Origin of the sequence: Achromobacter sp. RW408, assembly GCF_003184165.1 — a bacterium.
GTDB classification, from domain to species: domain Bacteria; phylum Pseudomonadota; class Gammaproteobacteria; order Burkholderiales; family Burkholderiaceae_B; genus Achromobacter; species Achromobacter xylosoxidans.
In genome coordinates, this window is sequence record NZ_QHHO01000046.1 from 327,395 (window position 1) to 340,976 (window position 13,582).

A 13,582-nucleotide genomic window follows, 5' to 3' on the forward strand; every position below is an offset into this window, starting at 1 on the left:
GCCGCATCGGCGGCGGGCGGCGGCCGTTGCGCGGGGCCGGCCGCGCCACAGGCGGTATCATGGCGGCCTTCAGTCATTCGCCCCATTCAACGGATTTTCTCGCCATGGCCCTGCGCGCCACTATCTACAAGGCCGACCTCAACGTGGCCGACACCGATCGGCACTACTACGGCAGCCACTCGCTGACGGTCGCCCGCCATCCCTCCGAAACCGACGAGCGCATGATGGTGCGCCTGGTGGCCTACGCGCTGCAGGCCCAGGAAGAACTGGCCTTCACCAAGGGCCTGAGCGACACCGACGAGCCGGACCTGTGGGTCAAGGACCTGACCGGCGCCATCACCCTGTGGATCGAAGTCGGCCAACCCGAAGAACGCCGCATCCTGCGCGCCTGCGGCCGCGCCGAGCAGGTCATCGTCTACTGCTACGGCGGTTCCGCCAGCAAGATCTGGTGGGACGGCGTGCGCAACAAGCTGGAGCGCACCCGCAACCTCAAGGTCATCAACCTGCCATCCGAGCAGACCCGCGCCCTCGCCAACCTGGCCGAGCGCACCATGCAGCTGAATGCCAATATCTCGGACGGGGTGGTGTATTTCTCGGCCGACAAGGGTGAAGTCAGCATCGAGCCCGAAATCTGGCGCTGATGGCCAGACCCGTCCCCTTTTGATGCCCGTTCGTTCGGGCCGCGAGGCGCGCAACGCCTGCTGTCGCGGGTGATCGCGACGCTGTAGTGCGCCGCAACAAAAAAAGCGTGCAAAGCGTCCGGGGTGGGTTTATATTATGGTCATCATATTCAGGAGTCCCGACCATGGCCGGCCCCGCTTCCCGCAAAGAGCTCTCCCATGACCGCATCGTGGAAGCGGCCGCGCGAGCGATTCGCCGGGAAGGCTATGCCGGCGTGGGCGTGGCGGACGTCATGAAAGAGGCCGGGCTCACGCACGGCGGCTTCTATGCGCATTTCCCGTCGCGCGACGCCATGCTGGTGGCGGCGATGGAACGCGCCGGCCGCGATGGCGCCGCCCGCATGGCGCAGGGCATGGCGCGGCGCCGCGCCGAAGGCGCCAGCCCGCTGCGCGCCCTGGTCGAGAGCTATCTGTCAGAGGGCCACCTGGTCGGTTGCGAAGGGGGCTGCCCGATTTCGGCGCTGGCCTCGGAGATGCCGCGCCAGTCGCCCGAGGTGCGGGACATCTCGGCCAGCCGGGTGACCGGGCTGGTCGGCGTGGTGCAACAGGCGCTGCCGGCCGACGCCGGCCCGCACGCCGCGATGGCGATCACCAGCAGCCTGGTGGGCGCCATGCAACTGGCCCGCGCGCTCGGCAACAACGCGCAGGGCCACGCCATGTTGGCGGCCGCGCGCCAGTCCATTCTCGACCAGTACGACAGCGAGGGCCGCCAGGCCGCCCACTGAAGCCCCCTTTTTCGGGCCGCATTGCGCGGCCTTTCTTCATCCCATAAATATGATGATCATCATATTTATATAACCGGCCGGTGTCACCGGCCACAGCCAGAACGCAGCACCCAAGGAAAGACATCATGGAACTGAAGAACGCTACCGTCCTCATCACCGGCGCCAACCGGGGCATCGGCCTGGCCTTCGCCCGCGAGGCGCTGGCCCGTGGCGCGCGCAAGGTCTACGCCGGCGTGCGCGATCCGGCCAGCATCTCGCTGCCGGGCCTGCAGGCCATCAAGCTCGACGTCACCAGCGACGAGGACGTGGCCGCCGCGGCCGCGCTGGCCAAGGACGTGACGCTGGTCATCAACAACGCCGGCATTGCCGCGACCGGCGGCTTCCTGGCCGACGACAGCATCGAATCGGCCCGCCGGCACCTGGAGACCAACCTGCTGGGCCCGCTGCGCGTGGCGCAGGCGTTCGCGCCGGTGCTGGCCGCCAACGGCGGCGGCGCGCTGCTGAACGTGCTGTCGATCGCGAGCTGGATCAACCGGCCGCTGCTGGGCGTGTACGGCATGAGCAAGTCGGCCGCCTGGGCCCTGACCAACGGCCTGCGCCATGAACTGCGCGAGCAGGGCACCCAGGTGCTGGGCCTGCACATGGGCTTTGTCGATACCGACCTGACGCGCGGCCTGGACGCGCCCAAGAGCACGCCCGAATCGGTGGTGCGCCAGGCCTTCGACGCGTTGGAAGCCGGCGCCGAGGAAGTGCTGGCCGACGACGCCACGCGCCAGGTCAAGCAAGGCCTGGCGGCCGAGCCGCCTGTCTACCTGCAGGCATGAACCGCGGGCGCCACGCCTTCGCGACCTTCCCGACGCCATTTCCGAGTCCGATCGACATGCATTCCAATGCCACCCCCGCGGCTCCCCAAGCCGCCGCCGCGCCGTCCGCGACAGAATCCCCCTGGCCGATCTTCTGGATCGCCAGCGTGGCCGTGTTCCTGGTTTCCCTCGACGCGACCATGCTCTACGCCGCGTTCGGCGCCATGCGCGCCGGCTTTCCCGAGGCCTCGGCCGCCGACATGTCCTGGGTGCTGAACGCCTACACGGTGGTCTATGCGGCCATGCTGATCCCGTCCGGCGGGCTGGCCGACACGCACGGGCGCAAGCGCATGTTCATGATCGGCGTGCTGCTGTTCCTGGCGGCCTCGGCCGCCTGCGGCCTGGCCGGCACCGTCGGCTGGCTGATCGCGGCGCGCGTGGCGCAGGCGGTCGGCGCGGCGTTGCTGACGCCGGCCTCGCTGTCCATCGTGCTGGCGGCGTTCCCGGCCGCGCAGCGCTCGGTGGCGGTGAGCCTGTGGGGCGCCGTGGCGGCGCTTGCCGCCGCGGTCGGCCCCAGCCTGGGCGCGTTCGTGGTCGATGCCGCCGGCTGGCCCTGGGCCTTCTACATCAACCTGCCGCTGGGCGCGCTGTCGCTGTGGTTCGGCGCCGCCCGCCTCGTGGAATCGGTGCGGCCCGAAGCGCGCCGGCGCGTCGATGGCGTCGGCATGGCGCTGCTGATGGTGGGCGTGGGCGCGCTGGCGCTGGCCATCGTGCAGTCGGAATCGCCGCACTGGAGCAGCGGCGAGCTGTGGATGGTGGCGGCCGTGGGGCTGGTGTCGCTGGCGGCCTTCGTGGGCTGGGCCCGCAGCACGCCGCATCCGCTGGTCGACCTGGCGCTGTTCAAGCATCGCACCTATCGCTACGTGAACCTGGCCACGCTCAGCTTCGGCATTGCCTTCGCGATGATGTTCTTCGCTTTCTTCTTCTACATGACGGGCGTCTGGCACTACAGCCTGCCGCGCGCCGGCCTGGCGGTCACGCCGGGTCCGCTGCTGGTGATGCCGACCGCGATCATCACCGGCAAGCTGGCCGCGCGCATGGGGCATCGGCCGTTCCTGGTGGGCGGCGCGCTGGTCTATGCCGCCAGCGGCCTGTGGTTCCTGCTGGTGCCCGGCGCCGAGCCCGCCTACCTGGCGCATTGGCTGCCGGGACTGCTGCTGAGCGGGCTGGGCGTGGGCATGGTGCTGCCCTCGCTGGCTGGCGCCGCGGTCAACCGGCTGCCGCCGCAGCACTATGCGGTGGGCAGCGCGGTCAACCAGGCCACGCGCCAGATCGGCGCGGTGCTTGGCGTGGCGTTGACGGTGCTGCTGCTGGGCAAGGGCGCGCTGAGTCACGCGGATTTCGACCCGCTGTACATCGGCCACGTTGGCCTGGCGTTGCTGACGGGCTTGCTGTGCCTGGCGGTGGACACGCGGCCGCGTCCGGCGCCGGCCCATGCGTGACCGGCGGCCCGGGGGCAAGGGCGCGGGATTGCATGGCGTGGGATGGCGCGCGGGCGGCCGCGCCCGCGGCATTGCGCCGCGCCTAGCGCGGCGTGCGCTGGTGCGGCACCAGCGGCGGCGCCGCGCGGCCCGCCAGCAGCTTCCAGAAGTCCGGCAGGAAACACTCGGCCACCAGCAGCGGCTGGCCCTGGCGCCAGAATACCGAGCGCCGCGCCCACACGCGGCCAGCCTCGCGCGCCTTGCCATTGGCCGCGAGGGCGCCCAGGGCGGTGGCGTGGAACGGCACCGGCGAGGCAAGGCGGCGACAGGCGAAAGGCGAACGGATCACCGTGCTGTCGTGGTACAGCATGTCGGCCAGCGGTCGCGTCAGCAGCCGCCGCATGCCCTGCCAAGCGCCGTGCGAAGCGCGCAAGGGCGTCAGGCTGCGCGCCGGCACGCTGTCGATGCCGTCGACCGACATCAGGACTTCGCGCACCCATACGGGCGCGCCGGGCGCGATGCGCATGGCATGGGCCTCGTCGGCGGGGGCGCCGTCCGCATATTCGGCCAGCACCCGCAGGCGCACCTGTCCGACCTGGCGCAGGCCGGCGGTCAGGGCGCCCGGGCGGAACAGCCAGTGGCGCTGCGTGAGTGTCAGGACGGGCGGCGCGCTGGCCAGCCAGCCCGCGGCGAGGGGAGGGTGATGTGCTGCGGCTAGATTCATCATGGCTGCGTATTATGCCAAGGCCGGCGCGCCGTCCGGGCGCGATGCCCTGTGGCCGATTGCCGCAGGCGCGCCGGCGCAGGCCCCGAGGCGGGGGCGCCGGCGGGGCCTGCGCATACAATACCGCCCATGGAAAAAGTACGAATCTCCAAGCTCATGTCCGAGCGTGGACTCTGTTCGCGCCGCGAGGCCGACAGCTATATCGAACGCGGCTGGGTGCGGGTCGACGGCGAAGTGGTGTCCGAACTGGGCGCGCGCGCCTTCCCCAACCAGGTCATCACGCTGGAACGCGCCGCGCAGGCGCGCCAGACTTCCCGCGTCACCATCCTCATCAACAAGCCGGTCGGCTACGTCTCGGGCCAGGCGGAAAAAGGCTATACCCCCGCGGTCGCGCTGATCGACGCGCGCTCGCGCTTTGCCGGCGACCGCAGCCCGCAACGCTTCGAGCGCGGCCACCTGGACGGTCTGGCCGTGGCCGGGCGGCTGGACATCGATTCGCAGGGCCTGCTGGTGCTGACGCAGGACGGCCGCGTGGCCAAGCTGCTGATCGGCGAGGACTCCAGCATCGACAAGGAATACCTGGTGCGGGTGCAGGGCGACCTGTCCGAGAACGGCCTGGCGCTGCTCAACCACGGCCTGTCGCTCGATGGCAAGGCGCTCAAGCCGGCCCAGGTGCGCTGGCAGAACCACGACCAATTGCGCTTCGTGCTGCGCGAAGGAAAGAAACGCCAGATCCGTCGCATGTGCGAACTGGTGGGCCTGAAGGTGGTGGGCCTGAAGCGCGTGCGCATCGGCCGCGTGGCCCTGGGCGACCTGCCGCTGGGCCAGTGGCGCTACCTGCGCGACGACGAACGCTTCTGACGGGCGCGGCGGCGCAATGCCGCCGCACGCTTGCGGGCCCGGCCCTTGCAGGCCGCGTACAGATTTTTCAGTCTGTTTCCGAGCGCCCTTCATTTCATGAAGGGCGCGGTATCCTTCGCCTGCCCGTCGCCGCCCAGGCGCTCCATCAGGAATTCGATGAAGATCCGGGTCTTGGCGGGCAACAACCGGGTTTCCGTGACGGCATAGACCGGGAACGGGCCCAGTTGCCAGTCCGGCAGCACCCGTCGCAGCTGGCCCGATTTCTGCTCGGCCGTCTGGCCTCCCACCAGCACGGTGATCCCCGCGCCCAGCATCGCCAGGCGCCGGGCCATCGCTACGCCATTGACGGAAAAGCGGTTGCCGGGCGTGAACTGGATGTGCTGGTCGCCGCTGTTGAGCGGCCAGCGGGTCACGCGGCCGGCGCCTTCGGCGCGGAACTCGATGCACTCGTGGCGGGTCAGGTCACTGGGGTGCTTCGGCTCCCCGTGCTTCTCCAGGTATTCGCGCGAGGCGTACAAATGGGCCGGCAGCATGCCCAGCAGCCTTGCGATCTGCGTCGAATCGGGCAGTTCGCCGATCTCGATGGAAATATCGCTGGTCTGGAACACGCGCTGCGCGTGGTCGGGATTGGCCAGGTCCAGGAAAAAGGTGACGTCGGGATAGCGGCGCGAGAACTCCATGAACGATTCAGCCAGGAAGTACGTGCCGAAATCCGCCGGCATGTTCACCCGCAGCGGCCCCGACGGCGTGTCGACCAGCTTCTGCAGCTCCTCGTGGGCGATCTGGGCCTCGGCCACGATGCGCTGGCAGCGTTCGAAGTACAGCCGGCCGGCGTCGGTCAGCTCGACCTTGCGGGTGGTGCGGCTGAGCAGGCGCAGGCCGACCGACCGTTCCAGTTCGGCCACCTGGCGAGACAGTGTTGATTTGGGCACTCCCAGGGCGGCCGCTGCACGGCTAAAACTGTGCGTCTTGGCGACCTCCACGAAGAGCTCCATGCCTTGTAAGCGTTTCATGGAAGGAATTCTGTCACATGGCGGGGCGAATTATTGTCCCATATCTGGAATGATGTTTTCGTAATATGCCTCTTTGTTTCTCGGGCGGGATAACGCAAAATGCCGATTCTGCAATGCAGCAAAGCGTCGAAGCCCTGCCTGAATGTCTGAGGCGAAACCACCCCAGTCAATCCTCACGAGCCGAACCGATGCATGGTTCGGCTTGCGCCGTCGTTGTCGCCGGAATCCCGGCGGGCGCAGGCCCCGGTGGGCGGGTGTGAGGGCTACCTTTTTAGTTGGAAATCGGGAATGCAATCTATGAACAAGAAAAGCGCTATGTGGCGCGGCGCGGCGGTGGTCACGCTGACGGCATCGGCCCTGACGTTGGCCGCTTGCGGCAAGAAGCAGGAAGCACCCCAGGCGGGCAAGCCGCAGGTGACGGTCGTCACGCTCACCACCAAGCCGGTTTCCCTGACCACTGAATTGCCGGGCCGCACCTCGCCGTTCCGCGTCGCCGAAGTGCGGCCGCAGGTCAACGGCATCGTGCAGAAGCGTCTGTTCACCGAGGGCGGCGAGGTCAAGGCGGGCGAACAGCTCTACCAGATCGACCCCGCGCTCTACCAGGCCAGCTTCGACAGCCAGAAGGCCGCCCTGGCGCGTGCCCAGGCGCAGCAGAAGACCGCCGCGCTGCTGGCCGAGCGCTACAAGCCGCTGGTGGCCACCCGCGCCGTCAGCCAACAGACCTATGACAACGCCGTGGCCGCGCGCGACCAGGCCGTCGCCGACGTGCTGTCGGCCAAGGCCGCGCTCGACACCGCGCGCATCAACCTGGTCTACACCAAGGTGCTGTCGCCGATCAGCGGCATCATCGGCCGTTCCTCGGTCACCGAAGGCGCGCTGGTCACGGCCAACCAGGCCACGGCCCTGGCCGCCGTGCAGCAGATCGACCCGATCTACGTCGACGTGACGCAGTCCAGCGTGCAGCTGCTGCGCCTGCAGAACGCGCTCTCCAGCGGCCAGCTCAAGAAGGCCGAGGGCGAGCAGGCCGCGCTGGTCACGCTGACGCTGGAAGACGGCTCGCAATACACCCAGCAGGGCAAGCTGCAGTTCTCCGAAGTCACGGTCGACCCGGGCACCGGCTCGGTCACGCTGCGCGCGGTGTTCCCCAACCCGGATCGCCGCCTGTTGCCGGGCATGTTCGTGCGCGCCCGCCTGGTCGACGGCGTTGCCGCCGACGGCCTGCTGGTGCCGCAACGCGGCGTGACGCGCAACCAGCGCGGCCTGCCCACGGCGCTGGTGGTCAATGCCGAGAACAAAGTCGAACTGCGTGAAATCAAGACCGACCGCGCCATCGGCGACCAGTGGCTGGTCACCGACGGCCTGAAGGCCGGTGAGAAGGTCATCGTGGAAGGCGTGCAGATGGTGCGTCCGGGTGTCGAGGTGGTTGCCACTGAAGCCAGCGCCAAGCCGGCGCAGCAACCGCAAGCGGGCGCCGCGGCGGCCAAGCAGTAGTCAGGGAGCCTTGCATGGCAAAGTTTTTTATCGATAGACCGGTTTTCGCGTGGGTGATCGCGATCGTGCTGATGATGGCCGGCGCGCTGTCCATCCTGAAGCTGCCGGTTTCGCAGTATCCGAACATCGCGCCGCCGGCCATCGGCATCGCGGTGACCTATCCGGGCGCCTCGGCGCAGACGGTGCAGGACACCGTGGTGCAGGTGATCGAGCAGCAGATGAACGGCCTTGACGGCCTGGAGTACATTTCCTCGGAAAGCAACTCCGACGGCAGCATGTCCATCACGCTGACGTTCCGCCAAGGCACCAACCCCGACACCGCCCAGGTGCAGGTGCAGAACAAGCTGTCGCTGGCGCAGCCGCTCTTGCCGCAGGAAGTGCAGCAGCAGGGCATCCGCGTCACCAAGGCCACCAAGAACTTCCTGATCGTGGCGGGCTTCGTGTCCACCGACGGCACGATGACCAAGGACGACCTGGCCGACTACGTCGCCTCGTACGTCCAGGATCCCATCAGCCGCACGCAGGGCGTGGGCGACTTCCAGCTGTTCGGTTCGCAGTACGCCATGCGCATCTGGCTGGATCCGGCCAAGCTGGTGAACTACGGCCTGACCACGGTCGACGTGGTCAACGCCATCAAGGAACAGAACGTCCAGGTCTCGTCCGGCCAGTTGGGCGGCCTGCCCGCGGTGCGCGGCCAGCAGTTGAACGCCACCATCATCGGCCCCTCGCGCCTGGAAAAGCCGGAAGACTTCGGCCGCATCCTGCTCAAGGTCAATGCCGACGGCTCCCAGGTGCGCCTGGCCAACGTCGCCCGCATCGAACTGGGCGGCCAGACCTACGCCATCGACAGCTACTACAACGGCAAGCCCGCCTCGGGCCTGGCGATCAAGCTGGCCCCGGGCGCCAACGCGCTCGACACGGCGCAGGCGGTGCGCGACACCATCAATAACCTGAAGCCGTACTTCCCGCCGGGCATGGACGTGGTCTATCCGTACGACACCACGCCGTTCGTCAGCCTGTCGATCGAGGAAGTGTTCAAGACGCTGGTGGAAGCCATCATCCTGGTGTTCCTGGTGATGTACCTGTTCCTGCAGAACTTCCGCGCCACGTTGATCCCGACGCTGGCGGTGCCGGTGGTGCTGCTGGGCACCTTCGGCGTGCTGGCCGCATTCGGCTATTCCATCAACACCCTGACCATGTTCGGCATGGTGCTGGCCATCGGCCTGCTGGTGGACGACGCCATCGTGGTGGTGGAAAACGTCGAGCGGGTGATGGCCGAAGAGGGCCTGACGCCCAAGCAGGCCACCCGCAAGTCCATGACCCAGATCACCGGCGCGCTGATCGGCATCGCCATGGTGCTGGCCGCCGTGTTCATCCCGATGGCGTTCTTCGGCGGCTCGACCGGCGTGATCTATCGCCAGTTCTCCATCACCATCGTGTCCTCGATGGTGCTGTCGGTGATCGTCGCCATCGTCTTCACGCCGGCGCTGTGCGCCACGCTGCTCAAGCCGATTCCCAAGGGCCACCACGGCACCAAGCGCGGCTTCTTCGGCTGGTTCAACCGCGCCTTCGACCGCAGCAGCCATGGCTACGCCAATACCGTGGCGCGCGGCCTGGGCCGCACCAAGCGCCTGATGGTGGTGTACCTGGCCATCGTCATCGCCATGGGCTGGATGTTCACCCGCATCCCCACCGCGTTCCTGCCGGCCGAGGACCAGGGCATCCTGTTCGCCCAGATCCAGACGCCCGCCGGCGCCACCGCCGAGCGCACCAAGGCCGTCATCGACGAGGCCACCAACTACCTGCTGACCGAAGAGAAGGACGCGGTCACCTCGGTGTTCGCGGTCAATGGCTTCAACTTCGGCGGCCGCGGCCAGAACGCCTCGATCCTGTTCATCAAGCTGCGCGACTGGGAAGACCGCGGCGACGCCAAGCTCAAGGCGGCCGCCGTGGCGGCGCGCGCCAATGCCCACTTCAGGAAGACCGAGCGCGACGCCATGCTGTTCGTGGTGCCGCCGCCCTCGGTGATGGAACTGGGCAACGTCGATGGTTTCGACTTCCAGCTGATGGACCGCGCCGGCGTGGGCCATGAAAAACTGCTGGCCGCGCGCAACCAGCTGCTGGGCGAGGCGGCGCAAAGCAAGATCCTGCAGGGCGTGCGCCCCAACGGCATCGAGGACGCGCCGCAGTACCAGCTCGACATCGACCGCGAGAAAGCGCGGGCGCTGGGCGTGGCCGTGTCGGACATCAACAGCACGCTGTCCACCGCCTGGGGCTCGTCGTACGTCAACGACTTCATCGACCGCGGCCGCGTCAAGAAGGTGTTCGCGCAGGGCGAGGCCTCGGCCCGCATGCTGCCCGAAGACCTGGACAAATGGTACGTGCGCAACAAGGATGGCGACATGGTGCCGTTCTCGGCGTTCGCCAAGGCCACCTGGAGCTTCGGCCCGCAGAAGCTGAACCGCTACAACGGCGTGCCGTCGTACAACATCCAGGGCCAGGCGGCGCCGGGCTACAGCTCGGGCGCGGCGATGGAGGAAATGGAACGCATCGCCAGCAAGCTGCCGGTGGGCGTGGGCTTCGAATGGACCGGCATGTCGTTCGAAGAACGCCTGTCGGGCGCCCAGGCGCCGGCGCTGTACGCGATTTCGCTGATCGTGGTGTTCCTGTGCCTGGCGGCGCTGTATGAAAGCTGGACGATCCCGTCCGCGGTCATGCTGGTGGTGCCGCTGGGCATCATCGGGGCGCTGGGCGCGACCATGCTGCGCGGCCTGTCCAACGACGTGTACTTCCAGGTGGGCCTGCTCACGACCATCGGCCTGGCGGCCAAGAACGCCATCCTGATCGTGGAGTTCGCCAAGGAGCACTACGAGGCTGGGGCGAGCCTGACGGAGTCGGCGATCCACGCCGCCCGCCAGCGCCTGCGCCCGATCCTGATGACGTCGCTGGCGTTCATCCTGGGCGTGGTGCCGCTCGCGATCTCCTCGGGCGCCGGTTCGGGCAGCCAGAACGCCATCGGCACGGGCGTGATCGGCGGCATGCTGACCGCGACCTTCCTGGCCATCTTCTTCGTCCCCGCGTTCTTCGTGATCATGCTGCGCCTGTTCAAGGTGGAACGCATGAGCGCGCGGCGCGATCCGCACGACCCCAGCGCCAACGATGCGCAGGACGTGTCCGTCGAAGGAAAACCGCAATGAAGCTGCAGATGAGAACCCTGGTTTCCCTTTCCCTGGCGGCGGCCCTGGCGGGCTGCTCGCTGGCCCCGACCTACGAACGGCCCGACGCGCCGGTCTCGTCGGCCTATCCGAGCGGCCCGGCCTACAAGGCCGACGCCGTCGGCGCCGTGGCCACGGCCGACATCGGCTGGCGTGATTTCTTCGCCGATCCGCTGCTCCAGCAACTGATCGAGCAGTCGCTGGCCAACAACCGCGACCTGCGCGTGGCGGCCCTGAACGTCGAGGCGGCGCGGGCGCAGTACCGCATCCAGCGCGCCGACCTGCTGCCCAGCGTCGGCATTGCCGGCAAGGAAACCGCCCAGCGCACGCCGGCCGACCTGTCGCCCAGCGGCCAGGCCAGCACCAGCCACAACTACCAGGTCGGCGCCGCGCTGTCCTCGTGGGAACTGGACCTGTTCGGCCGCATCCGCAGCCTGAGCGACAAGGCGCTGGAATCGTACCTGGCGCTGGACGAGACCCGCACCGCGACCCAGCTGACGCTGATCGCCGAAGTGGCCAACGCCTACCTGACGCTGCGCGCCGACCAGGAGCTGCTGAGCCTGACGCGCGACACGCTCAAGAGCCAGGACGACTCCTACAAGCTCACCAAGCAGAGCTACGACCAGGGCTTGTCCACGGCGCTCGACCTGAGCCAGGCCGAAGTGTCGCTGCGCACCGCCCAGCGCAACCTGTCGCAGTACACGCGCCAGGCCGCGCAGGACCGCAACGCGCTGGTGCTGCTGGTGGGCCAGCCGCTGTCGCCGGAAATCTCGGCGGCGCTGGACAACGCCGTCAAGCTCGACGACGGCATGCTGCCGACCGCGCTGCCGGCCGGCCTGCCGTCCGAACTGCTGGCGCGCCGCCCGGATATCCGCGCGGCCGAGCACCAGCTCAAGGGCGCCAACGCCAACATCGGCGCGGCCCGCGCCGCGTTCTTCCCGACCATCAGCCTGACGGGCAACGCCGGCACCGCCAGCGCCAGCCTGGGCGGGCTGTTCGACGCGGGCTCGGGCGCCTGGAGCTTCGTGCCCCAGATCACGGTGCCGATCTTCGCCGGCGGCTCGCTGCTGGCGGGCTTGGACCTGGCCAAGGTGCAGAAGAACATCCAGGTCGCGCAGTACGAGAAGACGATCCAGACCGGTTTCCGCGAAGTCGCCGACGCGCTCGCGGGCCGCGGCACGCTGGACGAGCAGATCCAGGCCCAGCAACTGCTGGTGGCCGCCAACCAGCGCGCCTATGACCTGTCCGAGCAGCGTTTCCGCCAGGGCATCGACGACTACCTGACGGTGCTGGATTCGCAGCGTTCGCTCTACACCGCGCAGCAGGCGCTGGTCGATACGCGCCTGTCGCGTCTGTCCAACCTGGTCACCTTGTACAAGGTGCTGGGCGGTGGCTGGACCGAGCGCACCGTCACGGCGGCGCAGCCCGCGCCGGACGCGGCGGCCGCGCCTGGCGGGCAGCCGGGCTGAGCCTCGCGGCGCGCCGACAGTGGTAAAAAAAGCGGGCCGATCTTTCGATCGGCCCGCTTTGCATGGCGCGCGCCAGGGGCGTCAGCCGCGCTTCTTGGCGATGAGGCCGACCACGAACAGCACGATGATCGCGCCGACCACCGAGCCGATCCAGCCGGCCGGTTCGCCCGGGGCATACCAGCCCAGGTTCTGGCCGAGGAAGCCGGCCACGACCGCGCCCACGATGCCCAGTATGGTGGTCATGATGATCCCCATGTTCTGGTCTCCGGGCATGATCGCGCGGGCTATCAGCCCGACGATGAAGCCGACGATGATCATGATGATGATGCTCATGCGCGTACTCCTTGCGAGGGTAAAGGGCGATGTGCCCTGATATTACTCACGCGCGTGCCGCCGGGGCTGTAACAACTGGTGTGTGGGGCAAGCACGCAACATGCTGCGCCGCGTCGTCGGTGCAGCAATGTTGCACGGCGCCCTACGAGGTCAGGTCGATGAGCAGGCGCAGGTCCTTGGTCATCGCCTCGATGCTGTCGGTGTCCGAGGCCAGCAGACGGGCGCGGCCCTGATTGTCGAAAATGTACACGCCGCGGCTGTGCGTCACCTCGTACTGGTCGGCGTCGTCGCCGGGCCGGGGCTTTTCGATCTGGTAGGCCACGCGGTAGCGGCGCGCCAGGTCGGCCACCTGCTTTTCATTGCCGGTGACGCCGATGGCCTGGTTGTTGAACGCATTGACGTAGGCCTGCAGGATGTCCGGGGTGTCGCGATGCGGATCGACGCTGACGAACACGATGCGCACGTCGCGCGCCTTGTCGCCCAGGTTCTGCAGCACCGCCGTCAACTGCGCCATGGTGGTGGGGCAGATGTCGGGACAACTGGCGTAGCCGAAGAACAGCAGCACGGTCTTGCCCTTGAGGTCATCGCTGCTGACGGTCTTGCCGCCGGCGCCCGGTAGCGAGAACTTCAGGTCGGGCAGGTGGCCCTTGACGTTGTAGAGCGTCCAATCGACATTGCGGTCGCCGCAGGCGGCAAGCAGCATGCACAGGGCCAGGAAGAGACCGCGCCAGGCGCGTCCGGTAAGCAGGTGTCGCATGGGTTCCATCGCCGGTTGGAGGGATAAACC

12 protein-coding genes are annotated in these 13,582 nt (G+C 68.2%); 8 read left to right on the forward strand and 4 right to left on the reverse strand.

The genetic code is table 11. The features are described from left to right. Window positions 1-104 precede the first annotated feature (104 nt). From DK459_RS11560 to DK459_RS11575, 4 genes are all read left to right on the forward strand, one after another. Window positions 105-641: a YaeQ family protein gene (locus DK459_RS11560; protein ID WP_006387468.1), complete on the forward strand. Its 537-nt coding sequence runs from the start codon at window positions 105-107 to the stop codon at window positions 639-641. 164 nt (window positions 642-805) lie between these two features. After that, window positions 806-1,405, forward strand: a complete 600-nt coding sequence (locus DK459_RS11565; protein ID WP_006387469.1) for a TetR/AcrR family transcriptional regulator — start codon at window positions 806-808, stop codon at window positions 1,403-1,405. Window positions 1,406-1,530: 125 nt separating this feature from the next. After that, complete coding sequence (locus DK459_RS11570; protein WP_054444257.1) at window positions 1,531-2,229, forward strand: SDR family oxidoreductase; 699 nt, start codon at window positions 1,531-1,533, stop codon at window positions 2,227-2,229. 56 nt (window positions 2,230-2,285) lie between these two features. Beyond that, complete coding sequence (locus DK459_RS11575) at window positions 2,286-3,710, forward strand: DHA2 family efflux MFS transporter permease subunit (protein WP_110134878.1); 1,425 nt, start codon at window positions 2,286-2,288, stop codon at window positions 3,708-3,710. Window positions 3,711-3,792: 82 nt separating this feature from the next. Here DK459_RS11575 and DK459_RS11580 read toward each other — a convergent pair whose 3' ends face one another. Then, window positions 3,793-4,413, reverse strand: coding sequence for a chorismate lyase (locus DK459_RS11580; protein ID WP_038504796.1), 621 nt, complete (start codon window positions 4,411-4,413; stop codon window positions 3,793-3,795). A gap of 129 nt (window positions 4,414-4,542) precedes the next feature. On the opposite strand from DK459_RS11580, the gene DK459_RS11585 reads away from it, so the two are divergent. Continuing rightward, entirely contained in the window at window positions 4,543-5,274 is a 732-nt protein-coding gene (locus tag DK459_RS11585) for a pseudouridine synthase (RefSeq protein WP_020927307.1), read from the forward strand. An 89-nt stretch (window positions 5,275-5,363) separates the two neighbouring features. Here the strand turns inward: DK459_RS11585 and DK459_RS11590 are convergent, their stop codons facing one another. After that, complete coding sequence (locus DK459_RS11590; protein WP_110134733.1) at window positions 5,364-6,269, reverse strand: LysR family transcriptional regulator; 906 nt, start codon at window positions 6,267-6,269, stop codon at window positions 5,364-5,366. A gap of 315 nt (window positions 6,270-6,584) precedes the next feature. On the opposite strand from DK459_RS11590, the gene DK459_RS11595 reads away from it, so the two are divergent. Genes DK459_RS11595 through adeC form a run of 3 tightly spaced genes read left to right on the forward strand, consistent with a single transcriptional unit; the run spans window position 6,585 to window position 12,462 of the window. Further along, a complete protein-coding gene (locus DK459_RS11595) occupies window positions 6,585-7,778 on the forward strand; it encodes an efflux RND transporter periplasmic adaptor subunit (protein ID WP_020927310.1) in 1,194 nt (397 codons plus the stop codon). Between the two features lie 14 nt (window positions 7,779-7,792). Then, window positions 7,793-10,975, forward strand: coding sequence for an efflux RND transporter permease subunit (locus tag DK459_RS11600; RefSeq protein ID WP_024068614.1), 3,183 nt, complete (start codon window positions 7,793-7,795; stop codon window positions 10,973-10,975). Beyond that, complete coding sequence (adeC, locus tag DK459_RS11605; protein ID WP_024068615.1) at window positions 10,972-12,462, forward strand: AdeC/AdeK/OprM family multidrug efflux complex outer membrane factor; 1,491 nt, start codon at window positions 10,972-10,974, stop codon at window positions 12,460-12,462. Before DK459_RS11600 ends, adeC begins: the two co-directional genes overlap by 4 nt. An 81-nt stretch (window positions 12,463-12,543) precedes the next feature. Here adeC and DK459_RS11610 read toward each other — a convergent pair whose 3' ends face one another. Both DK459_RS11610 and DK459_RS11615 read right to left on the reverse strand, forming a co-directional pair. After that, window positions 12,544-12,795, reverse strand: coding sequence for a GlsB/YeaQ/YmgE family stress response membrane protein (locus DK459_RS11610; protein ID WP_006387478.1), 252 nt, complete (start codon window positions 12,793-12,795; stop codon window positions 12,544-12,546). Between the two features lie 142 nt (window positions 12,796-12,937). Continuing rightward, complete coding sequence (locus DK459_RS11615) at window positions 12,938-13,552, reverse strand: SCO family protein (RefSeq protein WP_006387479.1); 615 nt, start codon at window positions 13,550-13,552, stop codon at window positions 12,938-12,940. Window positions 13,553-13,582: the final 30 nt, after the last annotated feature.

What these genes read in the sequence shown, in the direction of transcription:
- DK459_RS11590 (WP_110134733.1), bottom strand. Translation starts at nt 6,269, where the DNA reads ATGGAGCTCTTCGTGGAGGTCGCCAAGACGCACAGTTTTAGCCGTGCA.
- DK459_RS11610 (WP_006387478.1), bottom strand. Translation starts at nt 12,795, where the DNA reads ATGAGCATCATCATCATGATCATCGTCGGCTTCATCGTCGGGCTGATA.
- DK459_RS11595 (WP_020927310.1), top strand. Translation starts at nt 6,585, where the DNA reads ATGAACAAGAAAAGCGCTATGTGGCGCGGCGCGGCGGTGGTCACGCTG.
- DK459_RS11565 (WP_006387469.1), top strand. Translation starts at nt 806, where the DNA reads ATGGCCGGCCCCGCTTCCCGCAAAGAGCTCTCCCATGACCGCATCGTG.
- DK459_RS11575 (WP_110134878.1), top strand. Translation starts at nt 2,286, where the DNA reads ATGCATTCCAATGCCACCCCCGCGGCTCCCCAAGCCGCCGCCGCGCCG.
- adeC (WP_024068615.1), top strand. Translation starts at nt 10,972, where the DNA reads ATGAAGCTGCAGATGAGAACCCTGGTTTCCCTTTCCCTGGCGGCGGCC.
- DK459_RS11615 (WP_006387479.1), bottom strand. Translation starts at nt 13,552, where the DNA reads ATGCGACACCTGCTTACCGGACGCGCCTGGCGCGGTCTCTTCCTGGCC.
- DK459_RS11585 (WP_020927307.1), top strand. Translation starts at nt 4,543, where the DNA reads ATGGAAAAAGTACGAATCTCCAAGCTCATGTCCGAGCGTGGACTCTGT.
- DK459_RS11570 (WP_054444257.1), top strand. Translation starts at nt 1,531, where the DNA reads ATGGAACTGAAGAACGCTACCGTCCTCATCACCGGCGCCAACCGGGGC.
- DK459_RS11580 (WP_038504796.1), bottom strand. Translation starts at nt 4,413, where the DNA reads ATGAATCTAGCCGCAGCACATCACCCTCCCCTCGCCGCGGGCTGGCTG.
- DK459_RS11600 (WP_024068614.1), top strand. Translation starts at nt 7,793, where the DNA reads ATGGCAAAGTTTTTTATCGATAGACCGGTTTTCGCGTGGGTGATCGCG.
- DK459_RS11560 (WP_006387468.1), top strand. Translation starts at nt 105, where the DNA reads ATGGCCCTGCGCGCCACTATCTACAAGGCCGACCTCAACGTGGCCGAC.